Raw genomic sequence first — 18,061 nt, 5'->3', positions numbered from 1 at the left:
CGGGCGGCTGCAACGCGTTCGCTGATCAGGCGCCACCCAGATAGCGCTGCGCCGGCTGCGCGCGCGAAAGGCCCGGTGCCATCGCCTTGCGTGCGTGCTCGAAGGCGTCCCACTCAGCGATGTCCGGAAGCGCGGGAATGGTCACGACTTCACCCTGTGCCAGGCCGGCCAGCGACGCGTCCACCATCGCTTCGGCGCTCATCACGATGCCCTGTGGCAGGTGCTCCACCGGCAGGCCGGAAAGGTGCCAGAAGTCCGTTGCGGTGGCACCCGGCAGGACAACCTGGACACGCACGCCCTTGTCGGCCAGTTCATGGTGGAGCGACTGCGAGAACGCCAGCAGGAACGCCTTGCTTCCCGCGTAGACCCCGTTGAGCAGCTCCGGTGCCAGCGCGACGATGGAGGCGATGTTGATGATCGTGCCCCGGCCACGGGCCACAAACACCGGCGCTGCGGCGTAGGCCAGGCGCATCGCGGCGTTCACGTTGAGCGTGATCAGGCGCTCCATTTCGCCGATGTCCGACTGCAGCAGGGGCGCCGTAGCGCCGATGCCGGCATTGTTGACCAGCACCTGGATGTCCGCTCGGCCTTGAATGACCTTTTCAACCTCGGCACGCCCGTCGGAGGTGGTCAGGTCCGCGGCGACGATGTCCACCGTGCGGCCGCTACTGCGGGCCAGCGCTTCGGCCAGTTGGCGCAGGCGGTCGCCGCGTCGCGCGACCAGGATCAGGTCATGGCCGGCGTGGGCCAGGCGATCGGCATAGATCGCCCCGATGCCGGACGATGCGCCAGTGATGAGGGCGGTGCCGTGATGGGTAGGGTCGTTCACAGGAGTCGGTCCAAACCGGCGGGGGTCGCCGGGGTCAGGGCAGACTCTAGGCTGGCTTGTGCAGGGCGTAAATGTCGTATATACCTCGTTTCAGGTCACGCCGGAAAACCCGCCATGCTCAGTGTTGGATGTGACCTGCCGGCCGGATTCCAGACCATGGCGATCGCCGCAGCGTCCGCCTTCGAACTGGCCAATGCCACCGAAGGCGCGCGCCTTTACGATCTGCACATGCTGTCCGAACAGGGCGGGCTGGTGCCCAGCTCGCTGGGCATGGCCATGCAGACAGCGCCGCTTGCGCAGCTGCCGCTGGATACCATGATCGTGGCCGGCCTGCTGGAGCCAGCCCCGTCCAGCGGCACGCTGATCGATTCGATCCGCCACGCGGCCGCACGCACGCGCCGGACCGCGTCGGTGTGCACCGGCGCATTCCTTCTCGGCGAAGCGGGGTTGCTGGACGGGCGCCGCGCCACCACGCACTGGTTCCACGCACGTACGCTCAGGCAGCGCTTTCCCGCCGCGCAGGTGGAGGAAGATCGCATCTTCATCACCGATGGCCCGATCTGGACCTCCGCCGGCATGAGTGCGGGGCTGGACCTGGCGCTTGGCATGATCGAGCAGGACTTCGGTGCGGATCTGTGCAGGGCGGTGGCCCGGAAGCTGGTGATCTACCACCGCCGCGGAGGCGGGCAGTCCCAGCATTCGGTGCTGCTGGAGCTGGATGCGCGGTCCGATCGCATCCAGAACGCGCTGGCTTTCGCGCGCGGCAACCTGCGCGCCACCTTGTCCGTTGAAGAACTGGCGCAGGCCGCGCATCTGAGCACCCGCCAGTTCAGTCGCGCGTTCCGCGAGGAAACCGGGCAATCCCCCGCCAAGGCAGTGGAGGGCCTGCGCGTGGAGGCCGCGCGTGTGCTGATCGAGCAAAGCCGTTACACGATGGATGAAGTCGCGACTGAAACGGGCTTCGGTGATACCGAACGCATGCGACGTGCCTTCCTGCGCGCCTTCGGCCAGCCCCCGCAATCGCTGCGGCGCAACGCACGCGGCGGGGCGGACTGAGTCTCTTCGTGCGCGCCTGGGGCGGTCGTTGGCCGTTCCAGGCACGCCGCGCGCACCGGGCGGCGCTGAAGGCGCACGCCAGGCAAATCTAGGCCCGGTCCGATAGAGCGCTCCGGGGGCCTTACCTAGGATTCTCTCCGCCAGCCGTGCACCGGCTCGCCGGACAGGACCTTCTCCCCAAGTGTCCGATCCGTCCCCGGCCACCGCCGCTTCGGCGGCGGTGGTTTCTTGCCGCCCGCGTGCGGATCACATCTGTGAAGAAGAACACCACCATCATGAAGCTCATTCCGATCGCTTCCGCTGCAAGCCTGCTGCTGGCCGCTTCGGCCGCCAGCGCCCAGTCCTATGGCTCGGGCACCATCGAGTTCACCGGCGAAGTCACCGACCTGACCTGCACCATTTCCGGTGGCGCCGGCGCCATCGGCACCACCAACGTCACCGTTCCGATGAGCGCGGTGCAGGCCAACCAGCTGGCAGCGGCCGGCGACGTTGCCGGTGAACACCCGTTCCAGCTGATCATCGGTGGCCCCGGCCAGGGCACGTGCCTGGATGGCAAGGTCGCCGAGCTGTACTTCGACCCGGCTGCCGGCCAGGTCGACGCCAGCAACGGCAACCTGCGCAACCAGGAAGCCAACGCGCCGGCAGCCAACACCCAGATCCAGGTGAAGTACAAGAATGCCGTGGTCGACCTGCGCGATCCGTCGTTCAAGACCGATCCGGTGACCATCACCAACAACACCGCCACGATCGACATGGCCAGCCAGTACGTCGCCAACGGTGGCGCTGCGGCCCCGGGCTTCGTGCAGTCGTACGTCAACTACAAGGTTGTCTACAACTGATCGCAGGAGGTCGCCGGCAGGCGCTGGCGGCCTCCTTCCTTTCCCGTTCCGAGGTGACCCATGAACGCCCTCCATCGCATCATCGCTGCTGCATTGCTGTCGCTCGTCGCGCTGGCTTCGCCGGCGGCCCATGCGTCGGTCGTGATCGGCGGTACCCGCGTGGTCTATCCCGCGCAGGACAAGGAAGTCACGCTCAAGTTCATCAATGAAGGCGAGCGCGCGACGCTGGTCCAGGTCTGGCTGGATGATGGCGATGACCAGTCCACGCCGGATACCGCCAAGGCCCCCTTCGTGGTCGCGCCACCGGTGTTCCGCCTGGACCCGAAGAAGCAGCAGACCACCCGCATCATGTTCACCGGCGCGGGCCTGCCGGCCGACCGGGAAACGCTGTACTGGTTGAACATGCTGGAAATCCCCCCGAAGAATGGCACTGCCAGCGCCAACATCCTGCAGTTCGCCTTCCGCACCCGCATCAAGGTGTTCTACCGGCCGTCGAACCTGGCAGGGGAGCCGGTGCTGGCTTACCAGAAGCTGCGCTGGACCCTGCACACCGGTAAGGACGGCCTGGTTCTGCGTGCCGACAATCCGACCCCGTTCCACGTCAACTTTGCCAACGTCAGCCTCGATGTCGGCGGCCAGGAGCAGGGCGGGCAGGGCGGCGGCATGGTCGCGCCGTTCTCACAGGCCGAGTTCCCGCTGAAGGATCTGCGCGCGCGCCCGTCGGGCCAGCTGAAGGCTGCCGTTACGGTCATCAATGACTTCGGCGCGCTGGTTCCCACCGAGGCCGTGTTGCAGCCCTGAGCCGCGCACCGCCACCGCACCGCACCGCCGGAGAATCCATCATGAACGCCCGTTTCCGGGCGCCGGCTGCCGGCGCCCGCCGGTTCCAGCGCGCCCGCCTGCCGGGTGTGGTGGCCGCCATCCTGTTTGCCCCGGCCGTCGCGAGCGCCGGCAACGAAAGCCCGGACGATGTCGAGTTCGACGCCGCGTTCCTGCCGGTGGGGGCGTCCTCGCGCCTGGACCTGCAGCGGTTCTCGCAGGAAGACTACGTTGCGCCCGGCACCTACCGGGGGGACGTGCGTCTGAACGGCCAGTGGCAAGCGCGTGCGGACATTGTCTACCGCGAGGTGGACGGCGTCTCGCGGCTGTGCCTGGACCCGGCCGCGCTGAAGCGCTACGGCATCGCGCCGGAGCGCCTGCACGCCGACCAGGCCCGGCAGCCGGCCCTGGCCTGGCCGGACGAACCCTTCTGTGGTGACCTGGGCGAGCGCGTGCCCGGTGCCACGGCGTCCTTCGATGCAGGCAGCCAGACGCTGGATCTGCAGGTGCCGCAGCTGTACCTGCGCAGCGAAGCGCGCGGCCATGTCGACCCCAGCGAGTGGGATGCCGGCGTGGCGGCGCTGTCGCTGGGCTACAACGCCAACGTCTATCGCTACAGCAATGGCGCTGCCCCGACCTACTCCGGGTTCCTTGGCCTGAACGCCTCGGGCCGCGTGGCGGGCTGGCAGCTGGTGCACCAGGGCGCGATGACGCGCGGTGGCAGCCAGTCGCAGCGCTACCGGTCAGCGGCCGCCTACCTGATGCACGACATCGTGCCGTGGAAGGCGCAGCTGATGGTCGGCGACACGTCCACTGCGGGCGATCTGTTCGAGAGCGTGCGCCTGCGTGGCGCCCGCCTGGGCAGCGACGACCGCATGCTGCCGCAGTCACAGCGCGGTTTCGCACCGGTAGTGCGTGGCATCGCCGAGACCAACGCCCGGGTGATCGTGCGCCAGCGTGGCAACGTCCTGCTGGAAACCAGCGTTGCACCTGGACCGTTCGAGATCAACGACCTGTTCCCGACCGGGTATGCCGGCGATCTCGACGTGGAAGTCGTCGAAGCCGACGGCCGCTCACGGCGGTTCACGCTACCGTACTCGGCGGTGCCGCAACTGCTGCGTCCGGGCCAGTCACGGTGGTCGGTAGCGGCCGGTCGTGTTGCGGAGGCCTCGCTGCTCGATGCGCCGGACGTCCTGCAGCTGCAGTACCAGCGCGGCCTGTCCAATGTGGTCAGTGCCTACGGCGGCGCCGTGGTGGGCGACAACTACCACTCGGTGCTGGCCGGTAGTGCGGTCAATACACGATTCGGTGCGCTGGCAATGGATGCGTCGTTGTCACAGGCCCGTGTAAACGGCCTGCCTGAGCTGTCCGGCAGCAGCTTTCGCGTGGCCTACAATCGAAGCATCGCCAGCACCGGCACCTCGTTTGCCATCGCGGCCTACCGCTATGCAACGCGTGGCTACGTGAGCGTGCGCGACTGGGCCAGCCTGCGTGACGCACAGGCACGTGATCTTGGCATCGACGCGGTGGCGCGCCAGCGCAACCGCATGGACCTGAGCGTCAACCAGCGCCTGGGGGAGCGCGGAGGCCAGCTGTTCGTCATCGGGACGCGGCGCGACTTCTGGAACACGGCAGGCCGCCAGCTTGACCTGAGCGTGGGCTACAGCAACCAGTGGAAGTCGCTGAGCTACAGCCTGAACTTCCAGCGCACGCGCGATTCGATCGATTTCATGCCGGGCTTCCTGCAGGATCGCATTCCCGGCGCGGATGCCGCGCCGCGTCCACAGATGGCGCGGGCTGACAATCGCCTGATGCTGATGCTGTCGGTGCCCTTGGGGCGCACGCCCCGTGCGCCACAGCTCAATGCCACCCAGACCCGCAGCGACAATGCCGATCCCTCCACGCAGCTGTCAGCCAGCGGGCTGTGGGCCCGCGACGACCGAGTCAATTACGGCGTGTCACTGGCGCGTATCGGCGGTGGCAACGCCCTGGATGTCAACGGCGGCTATCGCGGCGGCCGCGGCCAGGTGGCGGCCAATCTCAGCCGGGGGCCCGGCTATACCCAGATGGGCCTTGGCGCGTCGGGCGGGCTGGTGCTCCACGCGGGTGGGCTGACCCTGTCGCCGCCGCTGGGCGACACGGTCGCGCTGGTGCACGCGCCCGGCGCGGCGGGAATGCGGGTGGAGAACAGCGGCGGATCCCGCGTGGACAGGCGTGGGTTTGCGGTGGTCCCGTACCTGACGCCGTACCAGCTGAACACGATTTCGCTCGACCCCAAAGGGGCCGGCTACAGCGTGGAGCTGCAGGAAACCGCACGCGCGGTGGCGCCGCGTGCCGGCGCGCTGGTGAAGCTCGATTTCAGTACGCGCGCCAGCCGTGGGCTGATGGTCGACACGCAGACCGAAGACGGGCGCCCGCTACCGTTCGGCGCGGAGGCCACCGATGCCAGCGGCGCCACGGTCGGCGTGGTGGGGCAGGGCAGCCGCCTGCTGCTCAGTGGCCTTCAGTCGTCCGGGCCGGTGCAGGTGCAATGGGGCGAGGGCGCCGACCACCAGTGCGTGGTGGACGTGCAGATTCCGGACGGCCCTGTCAGCGGCCAGTACGCCGTGCTCAGCGCGCAATGCCGATCCCCCGTCGTCCATGCCAACGGTGACGCGCCGCCCGCGCGCCGGGTTACCACCACCTTCCAGGAGAACGCACCGTGATTCGCATGCCTCTGGTCGCGCGATTGATCGCGCTTGTCCTGTTGATGGTCGCAGCGCCTGCGCTTGCGCAGAACTGCCGCCTCAACGCTGGCACCACCACACTCACCAACATTGCCAACCTCAGTGGCAGCATCACTGTCGGTCCGGATGTGCCGGTCGGCACCGAAATCTACCGGGCCACCTATTACGCCGGGCCCACCAACCAGATCTACTGCACACCGGGCAGGGCCGATCGCATCCGCCAGTACACCGCGCTTCCGTACGGGCCTTCGGGCTACGTACACGGGCGCTACGGAACCGTATACAACACGAATCTTCCCGGCGTCGGCGTGGCGGTCTGGTTCAGCGGCAACCCGTTTCCGATGCTGGTTTCCGCGGAGGTGACCACGGGCACGCTGATCGACCTTGTTCAATCCTTCGACGTCAGCCTGATCAAGACCGGACCGATAACGGCCGGCACGATCACTGGCGCGAACCTGCCGCGCTTCGAATACCGCATGACCGGCGCCAACAGCGCACTCCAGCTCTGGAACGGTTGGGTGCAGGGCTCGCTGTCCATTGTTGCCCGCACCTGCACCGCTGCAGACGTTTCGGTGAATCTTGGCGATCACCGCGTGACGGAGATCCCCACCGTCGGCAGCGGGACACAATGGGTCAACGTACCGGTAACGCTGAGCAATTGCCCGGCGTTCTATGGCCGCTACCGCGGCAACCTCACCACGGGAACGGTACAGACGGCCAATGGGCGCGTCGACAACACCCTCCGCTTCCGCGTGGATCCGGTCACGGCCGTGGCGGATAGCGCCCGCTCGGTGATGATGCTGCAGAGCGACGGCGTGAATACCACGGCCACCGGCATCGGCATCCAGATCGGGACCGCGGCCGACGAGTCGGTGGGCTTTGGCAGCATGCGTGATTCCGGGCTGGCGTTGAGCGAAACCAACAACGCGTCCTACACGCTGATGCTGCGTGCGCGCTATGCCCGCTACGCCGCTGCCGCCTCATCGGGACAGGCGAACGGGGCCGCCACCATTACCCTGGAGTACTACTGACATGCACGCGCGATGGCTGCTGCTGGCGCTGCTGTGCGGGGCCGCCATGCCGGTGGCGGCGGCGGACCTCACCGTCCGCTTCACCGGTAGGTTCCTGGCCGGGACCTGCCAGCTGAGCGTGCAGGACGTCGATCTGGGCACGTTCCAGGCAACGTACTTCGCCACCAGCACGCAGTCACCCGCGGTGGCCTTCGTGCTGGAGCGCAAGAACTGCAGTGACGACCTGCGAACGCTGCACGTCCGCTTCGTCGGCACCGCCGACAGCAGCAATGCCAGCTACTTTGCCATCCCGGCCACCGGCGGTGTGCGGGGATTGGCCATCCGACTGCAGAGTGCCACCGGCACGCTGTATGCACCCAACCAACCCGCGTTTGACTGGCCCACCAGCGGCGGCTCGGCAGGCCAGCTCGATCTCGGCGCATTACTTGTCCGCACCGGCAATGTCACCGCCGGTGCGATCCGTACCCCCATCACTGTCCAGGTCACCTACAACTGAGGTCTCCCATGTTCCGTCCGCTTCTCTCCCTGAGCCTGCTGCTTTGCGCTGCCACGGTGCACGCGCAGGACAGCCAGGCCTTCACCATGTCCGGCGAAATCCTGCCAGGCGTCTGCAAGGTCGCATTCCCCGATGTGGATCTGGGCTCCCATCAGGCGTCATTGTTCACCGGCAGCTATGCCACGGCCTATGTGGACTTCAGTGGCACCGTCAGCGACTGCGACGCGCAGGTGCTGCGGGTCGCCATGACCTTCACCGGTGCGGCCGACAGCAGCAACGCGTCGCTGTTCCAGGGGGTTCCCGGCGTAGGCATCGAACTGGTGCGCGTGGTCGGTGCCGTCAACGTGCCGATTGCACCGGGTGGCCGTACCCAGTACACCACCGCCGCCGGCGTGTATCCGTACCGTGCGCGCTTCCGGCAGTCCGCTGCAACGGTGGGCGCGGGCCGCGTGACGCGTCCCATCACCGTTTCGCTCACCTACAACTGAGGCTGCAGCCGATGTGCACTGTCGCCCTCCGCCTGCCTCCCATCCTGCTGGCGCTGGCCTCGCTGCTCGCTGCAGGCCACGCGGCCGCGCAGACGACCACCACGTTCAACCTCACCGGCACCATTCTGCCGGGCGTCTGCCGCATCGCCGTGGCCGACGTCAATCTGGGCAGCTATCAGGCAACACTGTTCACCGGCGCGTATACCTCGCCGTTCCAGCCGGTGAATGTTGTGGTCAGCCAGTGTGACCCGCTGGTGACCCGGGTTGCCCTGCGTTTCGATGGCACCGCCGACACCAGCAATGCCCAGCTGTTCCAGGGTGTGCCTGGCATCGGCGTCGAGCTGCAGTACACCAGCAGCGGGGCCCGCGTCGCCCCTGGCGGAACGGCCCAGATGGCCACGGCTGCGGCGACGCACGCATTCCGCGCACGCTTCGTGCAGAGCCGCGCAACGGTATCGGCCGGTACGGTCAGCCGACCGATCACGGTAACCATGACGTACAACTGATCACGCGGGTGGGGGACGGCAACCGAGGCCGTCCCCTCGCGTTTCAGGCGCAGGACCGGGCTGCTGCGCGCAGCGGCGCCTCGCTAGCGGAGGCTGTCCGCGCTGTGCGATCCATCGCCCTGCTCCTCTGCAGCGCTTTCCTCACGCAGCACGCGTGAGCGTTCCGCCACGATCTCATCCATCTCGACACGCAGCGCCCGGGTCTCGGCAGACAGGCTGGCAACGTTGAGCCGCAGGCCATCGATATCGGCCCGGTTGCGCAGTCCGTCCTCGTTGGCCTCCAGGGTTTGCCTGACGCGCAGGGATACCGGGGCCGCCAGCCGCGCGGACAGCCGACCTGCCAGATTGCCCTGGGCATTGTTGATATAGGCCGGGACCAGCGCCACCACGTCGATGACATAGCGATGCTCGGCACGCACCACGGACATGTGTTCAATCGACGCACGGCGATCGCCCAGGTACCGGGTAACCACGGCGCGGGCTTGGTTTGCGGCCCAGGTCTGCTGCCCGATCTCGCGCAGGGCCAGTCCCAGCGGCAGCGCCAGCAGAATGAACGTGGTGGCGATCACCCCCGCTTGCCAGGCGGTGTGGCGAGGTGAGTTCTCCATCCCGAACCCGTACCACTTGGCAATCAGTGTCACGCTCAGGGCAATCGCCAGCAGGTTGGTCATGAAAAGGAACATCGCGCCCCCAGCCACGCGCATGTCGCCCGTCGCCAGCCCAAACGCGACCACTGCCAACGGCGGCATCAGGGCGGTCGCAATTGCAACGCCCACAATGGCCTCTCCCTTCCGGGTAATCACTGCATAGCCGCCGGCCAGCCCTGACAGCAGTGCCACCAGCAGGTCGAACAGGGTGGGTTGCGTGCGTGCAAGGATCTCACTGGTCGCCTCGCGTAGCGGCGACAGCCATACGATGCACATGGCGGTCAGCAGCGCCAGCGCCATGCCCACAAGCAGCGCAAGCAACGCACGGCCCATCATCCGGAAATCGACCACGCACAGCGAAAAACCCAGCTGCACGATGGGGCCCATCAGCGGCGAGATCAGCATCGCACCGATCACGACGGCCCCCGAGGACTGAAGCAGCCCCAGGATCGCGATACCGCAGGACATCACTGCCATGAACGTGAAGCGCGGGCTGAGCCCGCCACCGTCACTCACGTTGGCGATAACGGCATCGTGGTCGACGGCGGCAAGCATGCGGTTGCGCCACCGGCTCCAGCCATGGTGGGCGGATGCCAGGACACTCACCAGCAGCGTTGGCACGGCACTCATCGATCCGCTCCCGGCTGCGCGGGTGAATGCAGCGCTTCGGCCCGTTGCAGCCGGTGGAAGTAGTCCAGAAGGGCCAGCGCCTCTGCGAGGCAGGTACGGCCGCCAAGCAGCTGACGGCCGCGCATGACATTCCAGTGGCCGTACTCGGTGTAGATGAGGGTGTGTCGGGAAAGATCTGCCATGGAGATGCCTGGGAACAAAGAGGGTCGAACACCTATCGTCAACCAGCGTGTTGCAGCAGCCCATCGGACGACGCCCATTCCGCCAGGGATCCGACGCGTGACGCGAACGTCCACGTACCCACGCCAGCCGTGCGGCCGCGTTGCGCCACAGCGCGGCAGAAAGTCAGCCGCGTCCTATGTGGCTGTCTGCCAGGGGCCGATAGGGTGGCCGCTCCCTTTCACTTTCTCCGGTATGGCCCGCATGTTCCTTGGCGGGCGCATCCACAGCGACAATGTTCCGCTTCTTCCGCTCCGCACACCTGCGCCAGGACGCCTCGCCTGATGCTACCGACGATTGCGACCTCGCTGCGCTCCGCAAGTACCAGCGCGGCGTGCTGCTGGGCGGCGGCTGCCTGCTCAGCATCGCCATCGTTGCCGGGCTGATCGCGCTGGCGCTGTTCCACGCAGATGGCTTTGCGGCGCGGCGGTCGGAAGCGCTGCAGCGCAGCCGTGCCATCGTCGAGGCCCACCTGGCGGCGTCGGATGCGGCCCACCTTCGGCTGTTGAGCATGGCCGAGTACGCCTGGCGACATCGCCCGGACAATGATGCGCGGACGCTGGAAGTGGACCGTGCCAACTACCTCCGTGCCGGACAGCGGGCCGTCATGACCGCTGGCACCGAGAGCGTGCCGCAGACGGTGCTGGGTGCCGGCACCGATGCCTGGCCCGTTGACCGCCTGGATCGCTATCTCATGCTGGCGCACTCGCTGTCGATCATCCGCCGGCTGGGCGGGGCCGGCGGCCGGTCCAGCGAATCGGAGTCGAGCTTCTTTCTTGATCCGCGCGGCCAGCTGCTGGTACTGGGCGAGGGCATGAGCGAACAGCATCTGCTGTCGGCCACGGGAGAAAAGGACCGTGCGCAGCTCATCGGCCGGCTCGCGGCGCTGTCCCGCACCGGCGTCGACGGCGCGGAGGCGTATGGCACGCACGCCACCCGGATGGAACTGGTGCGCCATCCGGTGTCGGGGGCTCCGGCGATCGCCAGTGCCCTGGTGGCGCGTGACGGTGCCACCGTGATCGGCACGTTCGTCACGCTGGAATCAACGACACCGCTGTCCCGGGCAATGCGCATCGCCGATGGTGGCGTGTCGTTCGTGCTGACCGGCGACGGCCGCGTGGTGGCGGGCACCGGCAGCCCCAAAGCGCTGGATCTGGGCGAGGTGACCCGGCATCTTCTGGACGCGGAGCACAAGGGGCGCACGCTGGCCACCTTCCGCCAAGGGCTGCGTTTCTTCCAGGTAGTCCGTGTCGAGGAAGCCGACTGGGCACTGGTCAGCACGTACTGCATCGCCGATGTCATTGCCGATGGGCAACGCCTGTACATCGCTGCCGCGTCGTTGGCGTTCGGCCTGTTGCTGGGTCTTTGGACGCTGCTGGCCTGGCTGCATTGGCGCGCCTTCGGGCCCGCGCTGGCACGCGCCGCGCGCGTTTACCAGGGCGAACAGCTCAGCCGCGCGTTGATCCAGCTGTCACCGGTGGGACTGTGCCTGCTCGATCGCCACAGCGGTGACCCGGTGGTGCAGAACGACATGATGCGTCAGCTCGCCGCCGCCGCCGAGCGACGCGGCGCCATGCTCTACGCCCGCATGGTCGACCAGGCCTCGGCGATCCTGCTGCTGCCTGATACCACCATCGCCGAGTTCGAAGTGTCGGTGCCGGATCCCCACGGCCAGGCGCCTGTCGTGCTGCTGGTGGGGGCGACCAGTGCCAGCTATCAAGGGCGCATGGTACTGCTGTGCGCTGTGCGCGACCTGAGCGCGCGGATCGAACTGGAGCAGCAGCAGAAGCAGGCGCGCGAGTCGGCGGAGGCCGCCAGCCGCGCAAAGAGCCGCTTCCTGGCGGCCATGAGCCACGAGATCCGCACGCCGTTGCATGGCATCCTGGGTCACCTGGAGTTGCTCGGCCGCTCTGCGCTGGACGACAACCAGCAGGCACGGCTTCGGCGAATTACCCAGGCTGCGGACTCGCTGCTGCAGATCATCAACGACGTGCTGGATTTCTCCCGCGCGGAATCCGGGCACCTGGACCTGGTTGCGGAGACCTTCGAACCGGTGACGCTGCTGGAGCGGGTCGCGCTGCTGTTCTCGCCACTGGCCGAAGCAAAGGGCCTGGTATTGGACGTCATGGTCGATGATGCAGTGCCGGCCAGGCTGGTCGGGCCGCAGGCACGCATCGAGCAGGTCCTGCGCAACCTGGTCAGCAATGCAGTGAAGTTCACCCCGTCCGGTCGTGTCGAACTGAGGGCTGACTGGGTGCCCGATACGGACGGTTCCCAGCTGCAGCTGCAGGTCATCGACTCCGGCCTCGGCATGACGGAGACGCAGATGGCAAGGCTCTTCCAGCCCTATGTGCAGGCGGACGCCAGCATCATCACCCGTTTTGGCGGGTCTGGGCTGGGACTGTCACTGTGCCGTGAACTGAGCAGCTGCATGGGGGGGCACCATCCATGCCAGCAGCACGCCCGGCGTCGGCAGTGTCTTCACCTTCTGCATACCGGTCCAGGCGGTTCCGGCTACCGGGACGCTGCCCTTGGCTGACCGCTCGGTGCTCCTGAGCTCCTCGGCCAGTGGTTGGCGGGACGAGCTGCGGCGCCGGCTTGAACGCTGGGGCGCCACCGTGATCATCGTGAGCGAGGCCGACGCCTGGCCCGCCGAACACTGGGAAGCGCACGTTCCGCTCGTTGCATTCGAGAGAAGTCCCGCGCGGACGGAAGTGGCGTCGCGGGCGGGACGGCGGCGGGTGATCCTGGTATCTGCCGACGGTCCGCTGAAGCCGCAGGTTCGGGGAAATGCGTGGCGCGTGTCCTGCTATTCCAGTGATGGCCTGCTGCAGGCCCTGCTGGTTTCCTCGCAGCGGGGCGTGCCGACACTGGCGGTGGAAAGGGGCATGCACTAGATTCATGGCCACCCCCTTGCCCGTGCGCGGGAATGCCATGCCTCCGGCCTCGCCTGACTTGCCTTCCGCCCCGTTGCAGGCACTCCACCGTTCACAGCGCCGGCTGCTGTTGGGGGGAGGGGGGCTGATCACGCTGCTGGTGCTGTTGACCACAGCGGTGAGCATCTTTGCCGGCGTGGGCGAATTCCATGACCGCGAGCGCCAGAAGTTCTTCGAGGCCCGCGGCGCGATCGATTACTTCCTGGTGCAACGTGACCGTGCGTATGCAGGAAGCGTGAACGCCAACGACGTGATGTGGAGCGGGCAGCGGGAAGAACTGCGGCGCCTGGGTCAGCCGATGGTGGCCAACTACCTGTCGCAGGGCATGCGGACGGTGGTCCGGGCAGAAGGTCCGGCATCGGTGCCGTGGCTGGTGCTGGGCGATCCCGAGCGGCCGATGCCACAGCCTGAGCTGGAAGCCTATCTGGGCATGATCTATCAGTACTCGCTGTACACGACTGCGGCGATCAGTTCGATGCAGGGGAACAGCCCGGCCATGGTGTATGGCTATGACCCGCAGGCGCGGCTGATGGCACTGCCCGGCGTGGTTGACGAGGCGCAGCTGCTGCGGGGGCTGCGCGCAGATTCGCGGGCACAGGCGTTCGCACTGTTGAAGGGCATCGAGCGCCACGCGCCGCTGCAATCTCCAGATCCCGGTCCGATGGAAAGCGCCGCCAAGGGCCATCGCCTGGCCTCGCTGTTCGGGCGGAACCCGCTGGATGGCCGGCCCTCGCTGGTGGGTATTCTCACCCTCGCCGAGGGCACCACGCCCTATTTCCGGCGGGTCACCTTCGAGCCGATCAGCAGCATCGGCTCGCGCCTGGAAGCGACCGCCGCCGGCAGCTATCTGCTGACCGGGCCCACCGGTGAAGTGGTGCTGGCAAAGGGCCCCCTCAGCCGGGAGGCCAATGCGCTTGGCCCGCTGCTGGCGCAGCAGGACACACGCAACGTGACACGGCTGTCGTTCCAGCATCTGTTTGCGGTAAGCGGGGGGTTGTCAGGGACGGACTGGCGCTTCACGCGTCTTTACGACTGGAGCGCGCTGTGGCGCGACCAGGGGATGGCCATCGTTGCGCGGCTGCTGACGGCACTGTCGATCATCGCAGCACTCTGGCTGCTGCTCTGGCGGGTGGAGCGCAAGGTCATGGCGCCGGCCCTGGCCGAGGCATCGCGCGTCTACGAAAGCGAAGCGCTCAGCCAGACCATCATCGGCACGGCGCCGGTGGGCTTGGCACTGCTCAGCTGCGATGATGGTGCTCCCCTACTGCAGAACCAGGTCGCACGCGAACTGGCGACGCAGCCGGCGGGCGATTCGACGACCCCGGCGCTCTATGTCGCGCTGGTGCAGCAGGCGCATGCCTTGCCCGGTGCGCGCAAGGAGTTCAACTGGACGCTGCACGACGCGGGTGCAGTGCCGATCCAGCTTCAGGTGGCGTTGGCCATCGCACGCTATCGCGACCAGACCGTGTGGGTCTGCGCGCTGCGTGATGTCACGGCGCAGATGGAACTGCAGCAGACCCTGGAGCGCGCCCGTCGCGATTCCGAGGATGCCCGCGCCGCTGCGGAGGCGGCCAACCGGGCGAAGAGCGCCTTCGTCGCCACCATGAGTCACGAAATCCGCACGCCGCTCAACGGCATCCTCGGCCATCTGGAACTACTGGCACGCTCACCGTTGCAGCCTGCGCAGCAGGAACGCCTGCAGCGCATCCGGCTGTCGGCGGACTCACTGATGGCGATCATCAGTGATGTGCTCGACTTCTCGAAGATCGAGGCCGGGCAGTTGGATGTCGACCCGGCGCACTTCAACGTTCGTGAACTGATCGAGCAGGCCACGCTGCTGTATGCGCCCGAGGCGCACAAGAAGGGCGTGAAGCTGTTCTACATGATCGACGCCGAGCTTGAGGATGCCTACCGGGCAGATGCGCATCGCATCAGGCAGATCATCAACAACCTGCTGAGCAACGCGGTGAAGTTCACCGAGTCCGGGCGCATCACGCTGCACGCCGGGCTCGGGAACTGCCTGCAACCGAACCAGAGCGTGCTGCGGCTGCGGGTCGTGGATTCCGGCATCGGCATGTCCGACGAGCAGCTTGCGCATCTGTTCCGTCCCTTCGAGCAGGGCGATGCCAGCGTGTCCCGGCGTTACGGTGGCAGCGGGCTGGGGTTGGCGCTGTGCAGGCAACTCGCCCATCTGCTGGGTGGCAGCATCCAGGCCGAAAGTACGCTGGGCGTCGGCACCGTGTTCACCCTGGAGGTGCCGGTTCACCCTGTCGATGCGCCGCACGGCGGTGAGCAGCCGCTGTCGGGCACCACGGTGACGCTGCTTTCGGCAGCGCCGGAGTGGCGGCAGGAAATCGGGCAGGTCCTGCAGCGCTGGGGCGCAGGGTTGACCGTCCTTGATCGTCCGGCCGCGCTGCCCACCGATGCCGCAACGACAACGTTGCTGATTTTCGGCGAGCGCCGCGCATGGCCGGAGGAGGATGAGCAGGCGCTGTGCAGCCTCCACGCCCGGCTGGTGCGCGCGTACCCGAGCGGCCCCCTGGCCCCCGAACGCCGTCCTGATGGCGTGCACGTCACCAGCTATTCCAGCCCGGCGCTGCTGCGCGCGTTGTTGCAGGATGCGATGGGAGCGGACGCGCCATCGCCGGTCGCCGCGCAGGCGCGGCCGCCGGCGGGACGGGGAAGGGTGCTGCTGGTGGAGGACAATCCGGTGAACCGCGAGCTGATCCAGCAGCAGCTGGAGGAGCTCGGCTGGCATGTGGGCACCGCCGAGGATGGCCAGGCCGCACTGAGCCTGTGGCCGTCGGACAGCTGGGACGTCGTGCTGACCGACATCAACATGCCGGTGATGGACGGTTACGAGCTGGCCCAGACGCTGCGTGCACGCGGGGAAAAGGTGCCGATCCTGGCGATCACCGCAACCGCGCTGGCCAGCGAGCGGGAGCGCTGCCGGCAGGCGGGCATCGATGGGCTGTTGCTCAAGCCCCTGGATCTGGAACGGCTGTCGGCGGCGTTGGACCGCTACGTTCCTGCCAGCAACCACAAGGCACCCGCGCCGGCCGCGGGGCAGGGGCTGCCGCTGAAACTTCCGGCCCTGTTCGTCGAAAGCGGCGCGCGTGATCTTGACGTCCTTGCCGCCGCGCTGCGGGAAGGGCGGCAGGCCGCGCTGCTGGACAAGGTCCATTCCCTGAAGGGCGTGCTGTTGATGATGGGGGAACGTCCGCTCGGCGAGCGCTTCGGGACCGTGGAGCATCGCCTGCGCGAGCACGACACAGTGGATGAAGCCGAGCTGCAGGCGCTGCTCGCGTCCCTGTCCGCGCTCATCGACAGCTATCGGGAGGGCCTGCCGGACGGCTCGTGAGCGAACGCCGATCAGTCCGGGTCGGGGCCGTTTGAACGCAGGCCGAGTTCCGTCGCGAACTTGAAGAGATCGGCTTCCTTGTCGATGCCCAGCTTGGCCATCCCGATCCGCTTCTGCGTGCTGATGGTCTGCTTGCGCCTGTCCAGGCGCTCGGCGATTTCGTTGATGCCAAGCCCCGACACGAACAGCGTCAGCACTTCACGTTCCCGTGGCGAGAGCGCTGTCTTCCTTGACGCTGCGGCATGGTGTGGCAAGATCTGCGCGACCGACGGCGAGAGGTAGCGCCGGTTGGCCCAGGCCGCAGCGATGGCCGCCGGAACATGGCTGGTGTCATCGGCCTTGCTGAGGATATGGGTGATGCCGCGCTGATAAAGTGACTGGATGACCACCGGCTGGTCCATGCCCGTCATCACGATCACACGCAGGTCAGGGTAGCGTTCGCGGAGTGTATCCAGCAGGGCGAGGCCGTCGCCGTGCGTGCCGCCCGGCATGGCGTAGTCGGTCACCACGACATCACATGCGGTACTGTCCAGCAGCGCCACCAGCTCCGAGGAGTCGGACGCCGTTCCAATGCACTGCAGCGTGGGAACTGCATCGATTGCGGCCTCGATTCCCATGCGGATGACCGGATGGTCGTCTGCAATGGCTACACGAATGATCGGATGAGACATGCAACAGCCCCGCGCTGAAGTTGGCCCGCCACACCGGCGAACCGCCGCCGCAACTATAGGCCAGGCGACCGCGTGGTGGCACGCTCGGCGATACCTGCAACCAAGAGGATGACTGTATGGCCTTGAACCTGGTCGTTGCCGACGACCATCCCGTGATGCTGGCCGGCATGGAAATGCTGCTGCGCTCCGAACCCGGCATCGCGGTCGCTGGCCTGGCCAGCGACTCGACCGGACTGGTTGCGCTGCTGAGCGCCGCACCGGTGGACGTGGCCGTCTGTGACTTTTCGATGCCGAACGGACGCTACGGCGACGGCGTGACCCTGCTCAGATTCCTGCAGCGGCGGTTTCCCAACCTGAAGCTGGTGGTGCTCACCGGCATGGAGAGTCCGCTGGTCCTGCGCTCCATCCAGGCCGCCGGGGTGACGTGCATCGTGAGCAAGAGCGATTCGCTGGAGCACGTGGTTCCTGCGGTGCATGCGGCCCGGTCCGGCCAGCCGTTCGTCTCTCCGGCCATTGAGCGTTTGCTCGCCCACGTGGCCGAAGCACCTGCCAGTGGTGCGTCCGCACTGTCAAAGCGGGAAACAGAAGTGCTGCGCATGTTCGCCGAAGGATTGACCATCCGGGAAATCGCCGAGCGGGTAGGGCGCAGCAGCAAGACCGTCAGCACGCAGAAAATGGCGGCCATGCGCAAGCTTGGCCTGGAGCGGGACGCGGACGTGTTCGAGTACGCACTGGCGCATGGGCTGGTCCAGGCATCACAGAGCGCCCGTGCAGGCGCCGGTGGAGAATCGGACTGATTCAGGCATT

16 protein-coding genes are annotated in these 18,061 nt (G+C 67.2%); 12 read left to right on the top strand and 4 right to left on the bottom strand.

All coding sequences use genetic code 11. From position 1 onward, the window contains the following. Positions 1 to 25: 25 nt before the first annotated feature. Positions 26 to 829, bottom strand: coding sequence for an SDR family NAD(P)-dependent oxidoreductase (locus AC5P9I_RS05025; protein ID WP_049469420.1), 804 nt, complete (start codon positions 827 to 829; stop codon positions 26 to 28). A 114-nt stretch (positions 830 to 943) separates the two neighbouring features. Here AC5P9I_RS05025 and AC5P9I_RS05020 point away from each other — a divergent pair, with 114 nt between their 5' ends. The 8 genes from AC5P9I_RS05020 (at position 944) to AC5P9I_RS04985 (ending at position 8,790) form a co-directional block, all read left to right on the top strand. Then, entirely contained in the window at positions 944 to 1,885 is a 942-nt protein-coding gene (locus AC5P9I_RS05020; RefSeq protein WP_130768035.1) for a GlxA family transcriptional regulator, read from the top strand. 254 nt (positions 1,886 to 2,139) lie between these two features. Next, the gene (locus AC5P9I_RS05015) at positions 2,140 to 2,724 is read left to right on the top strand and encodes a fimbrial protein (RefSeq protein ID WP_088476134.1); all 585 of its coding nucleotides are present in this window, start codon (positions 2,140 to 2,142) and stop codon (positions 2,722 to 2,724) included. 60 nt (positions 2,725 to 2,784) lie between these two features. Next, the gene (locus tag AC5P9I_RS05010) at positions 2,785 to 3,525 is read left to right on the top strand and encodes a fimbrial biogenesis chaperone (protein WP_088476133.1); all 741 of its coding nucleotides are present in this window, start codon (positions 2,785 to 2,787) and stop codon (positions 3,523 to 3,525) included. Between the two features lie 41 nt (positions 3,526 to 3,566). Further along, positions 3,567 to 6,248 (top strand): fimbria/pilus outer membrane usher protein, encoded by a 2,682-nt coding sequence (locus AC5P9I_RS05005; protein ID WP_088476132.1) that lies wholly within the window; start codon positions 3,567 to 3,569, stop codon positions 6,246 to 6,248. 5 nt (positions 6,249 to 6,253) lie between these two features. Further along, the gene (locus AC5P9I_RS05000; RefSeq protein WP_197585522.1) at positions 6,254 to 7,300 is read left to right on the top strand and encodes a fimbrial protein; all 1,047 of its coding nucleotides are present in this window, start codon (positions 6,254 to 6,256) and stop codon (positions 7,298 to 7,300) included. Position 7,301: 1 nt separating this feature from the next. Next, positions 7,302 to 7,796 carry a fimbrial protein gene (locus AC5P9I_RS04995; protein WP_176422027.1) on the top strand — a complete coding sequence of 165 codons (495 nt, stop codon included), beginning with the start codon at positions 7,302 to 7,304 and terminating at the stop codon, positions 7,794 to 7,796. An 8-nt stretch (positions 7,797 to 7,804) separates the two neighbouring features. Next, positions 7,805 to 8,284 carry a fimbrial protein gene (locus AC5P9I_RS04990; protein ID WP_088476129.1) on the top strand — a complete coding sequence of 160 codons (480 nt, stop codon included), beginning with the start codon at positions 7,805 to 7,807 and terminating at the stop codon, positions 8,282 to 8,284. 11 nt (positions 8,285 to 8,295) lie between these two features. After that, positions 8,296 to 8,790: a fimbrial protein gene (locus tag AC5P9I_RS04985; protein WP_088476128.1), complete on the top strand. Its 495-nt coding sequence runs from the start codon at positions 8,296 to 8,298 to the stop codon at positions 8,788 to 8,790. 83 nt (positions 8,791 to 8,873) lie between these two features. Here the strand turns inward: AC5P9I_RS04985 and AC5P9I_RS04980 are convergent, their stop codons facing one another. After that, positions 8,874 to 10,067 (bottom strand): DUF389 domain-containing protein, encoded by a 1,194-nt coding sequence (locus AC5P9I_RS04980; RefSeq protein ID WP_176422026.1) that lies wholly within the window; start codon positions 10,065 to 10,067, stop codon positions 8,874 to 8,876. After that, positions 10,064 to 10,249 (bottom strand): hypothetical protein, encoded by a 186-nt coding sequence (locus AC5P9I_RS04975; RefSeq protein WP_172412152.1) that lies wholly within the window; start codon positions 10,247 to 10,249, stop codon positions 10,064 to 10,066. The genes AC5P9I_RS04980 and AC5P9I_RS04975 overlap by 4 nt, the downstream gene beginning before the upstream one ends. 272 nt (positions 10,250 to 10,521) lie before the next feature. Here AC5P9I_RS04975 and AC5P9I_RS04970 point away from each other — a divergent pair, with 272 nt between their 5' ends. The 3 genes from AC5P9I_RS04970 to AC5P9I_RS04960 are packed head-to-tail and all read left to right on the top strand — an operon-like array spanning position 10,522 to position 16,583. After that, positions 10,522 to 12,825 (top strand): histidine kinase dimerization/phospho-acceptor domain-containing protein, encoded by a 2,304-nt coding sequence (locus AC5P9I_RS04970; protein ID WP_187756600.1) that lies wholly within the window; start codon positions 10,522 to 10,524, stop codon positions 12,823 to 12,825. After that, entirely contained in the window at positions 12,818 to 13,183 is a 366-nt protein-coding gene (locus AC5P9I_RS04965; protein WP_187756599.1) for a hypothetical protein, read from the top strand. The genes AC5P9I_RS04970 and AC5P9I_RS04965 overlap by 8 nt, the downstream gene beginning before the upstream one ends. Positions 13,184 to 13,241: 58 nt before the next feature. Continuing rightward, positions 13,242 to 16,583 carry a hybrid sensor histidine kinase/response regulator gene (locus AC5P9I_RS04960; RefSeq protein ID WP_235651438.1) on the top strand — a complete coding sequence of 1,114 codons (3,342 nt, stop codon included), beginning with the start codon at positions 13,242 to 13,244 and terminating at the stop codon, positions 16,581 to 16,583. 11 nt (positions 16,584 to 16,594) lie between these two features. On the opposite strand, the gene AC5P9I_RS04955 is transcribed toward AC5P9I_RS04960, so the two are convergent. Then, complete coding sequence (locus AC5P9I_RS04955) at positions 16,595 to 17,254, bottom strand: response regulator (protein WP_130768040.1); 660 nt, start codon at positions 17,252 to 17,254, stop codon at positions 16,595 to 16,597. A gap of 116 nt (positions 17,255 to 17,370) precedes the next feature. Between AC5P9I_RS04955 and AC5P9I_RS04950 the strand changes: the two genes are divergently transcribed. Next, a complete protein-coding gene (locus AC5P9I_RS04950; RefSeq protein WP_130768041.1) occupies positions 17,371 to 18,051 on the top strand; it encodes a response regulator in 681 nt (226 codons plus the stop codon). Positions 18,052 to 18,061 lie beyond the last annotated feature (10 nt).

The organism is Stenotrophomonas sp. YJH_SMC_29 (assembly GCF_059371235.1).
This window is presented reverse-complemented; position numbering and strand designations above follow the sequence as displayed.

Coding starts and splice junctions, on each gene's coding strand:
- AC5P9I_RS05020 (WP_130768035.1), top strand. CDS start 944: ATGCTCAGTGTTGGATGTGACCTGCCGGCCGGATTCCAGACCATGGCG.
- AC5P9I_RS05010 (WP_088476133.1), top strand. CDS start 2,785: ATGAACGCCCTCCATCGCATCATCGCTGCTGCATTGCTGTCGCTCGTC.
- AC5P9I_RS05005 (WP_088476132.1), top strand. CDS start 3,567: ATGAACGCCCGTTTCCGGGCGCCGGCTGCCGGCGCCCGCCGGTTCCAG.
- AC5P9I_RS05000 (WP_197585522.1), top strand. CDS start 6,254: ATGCCTCTGGTCGCGCGATTGATCGCGCTTGTCCTGTTGATGGTCGCA.
- AC5P9I_RS04995 (WP_176422027.1), top strand. CDS start 7,302: ATGCACGCGCGATGGCTGCTGCTGGCGCTGCTGTGCGGGGCCGCCATG.
- AC5P9I_RS04990 (WP_088476129.1), top strand. CDS start 7,805: ATGTTCCGTCCGCTTCTCTCCCTGAGCCTGCTGCTTTGCGCTGCCACG.
- AC5P9I_RS04985 (WP_088476128.1), top strand. CDS start 8,296: ATGTGCACTGTCGCCCTCCGCCTGCCTCCCATCCTGCTGGCGCTGGCC.
- AC5P9I_RS04980 (WP_176422026.1), bottom strand. CDS start 10,067: ATGAGTGCCGTGCCAACGCTGCTGGTGAGTGTCCTGGCATCCGCCCAC.
- AC5P9I_RS04975 (WP_172412152.1), bottom strand. CDS start 10,249: ATGGCAGATCTTTCCCGACACACCCTCATCTACACCGAGTACGGCCAC.
- AC5P9I_RS04970 (WP_187756600.1), top strand. CDS start 10,522: ATGTTCCGCTTCTTCCGCTCCGCACACCTGCGCCAGGACGCCTCGCCT.
- AC5P9I_RS04955 (WP_130768040.1), bottom strand. CDS start 17,254: ATGTCTCATCCGATCATTCGTGTAGCCATTGCAGACGACCATCCGGTC.
- AC5P9I_RS04950 (WP_130768041.1), top strand. CDS start 17,371: ATGGCCTTGAACCTGGTCGTTGCCGACGACCATCCCGTGATGCTGGCC.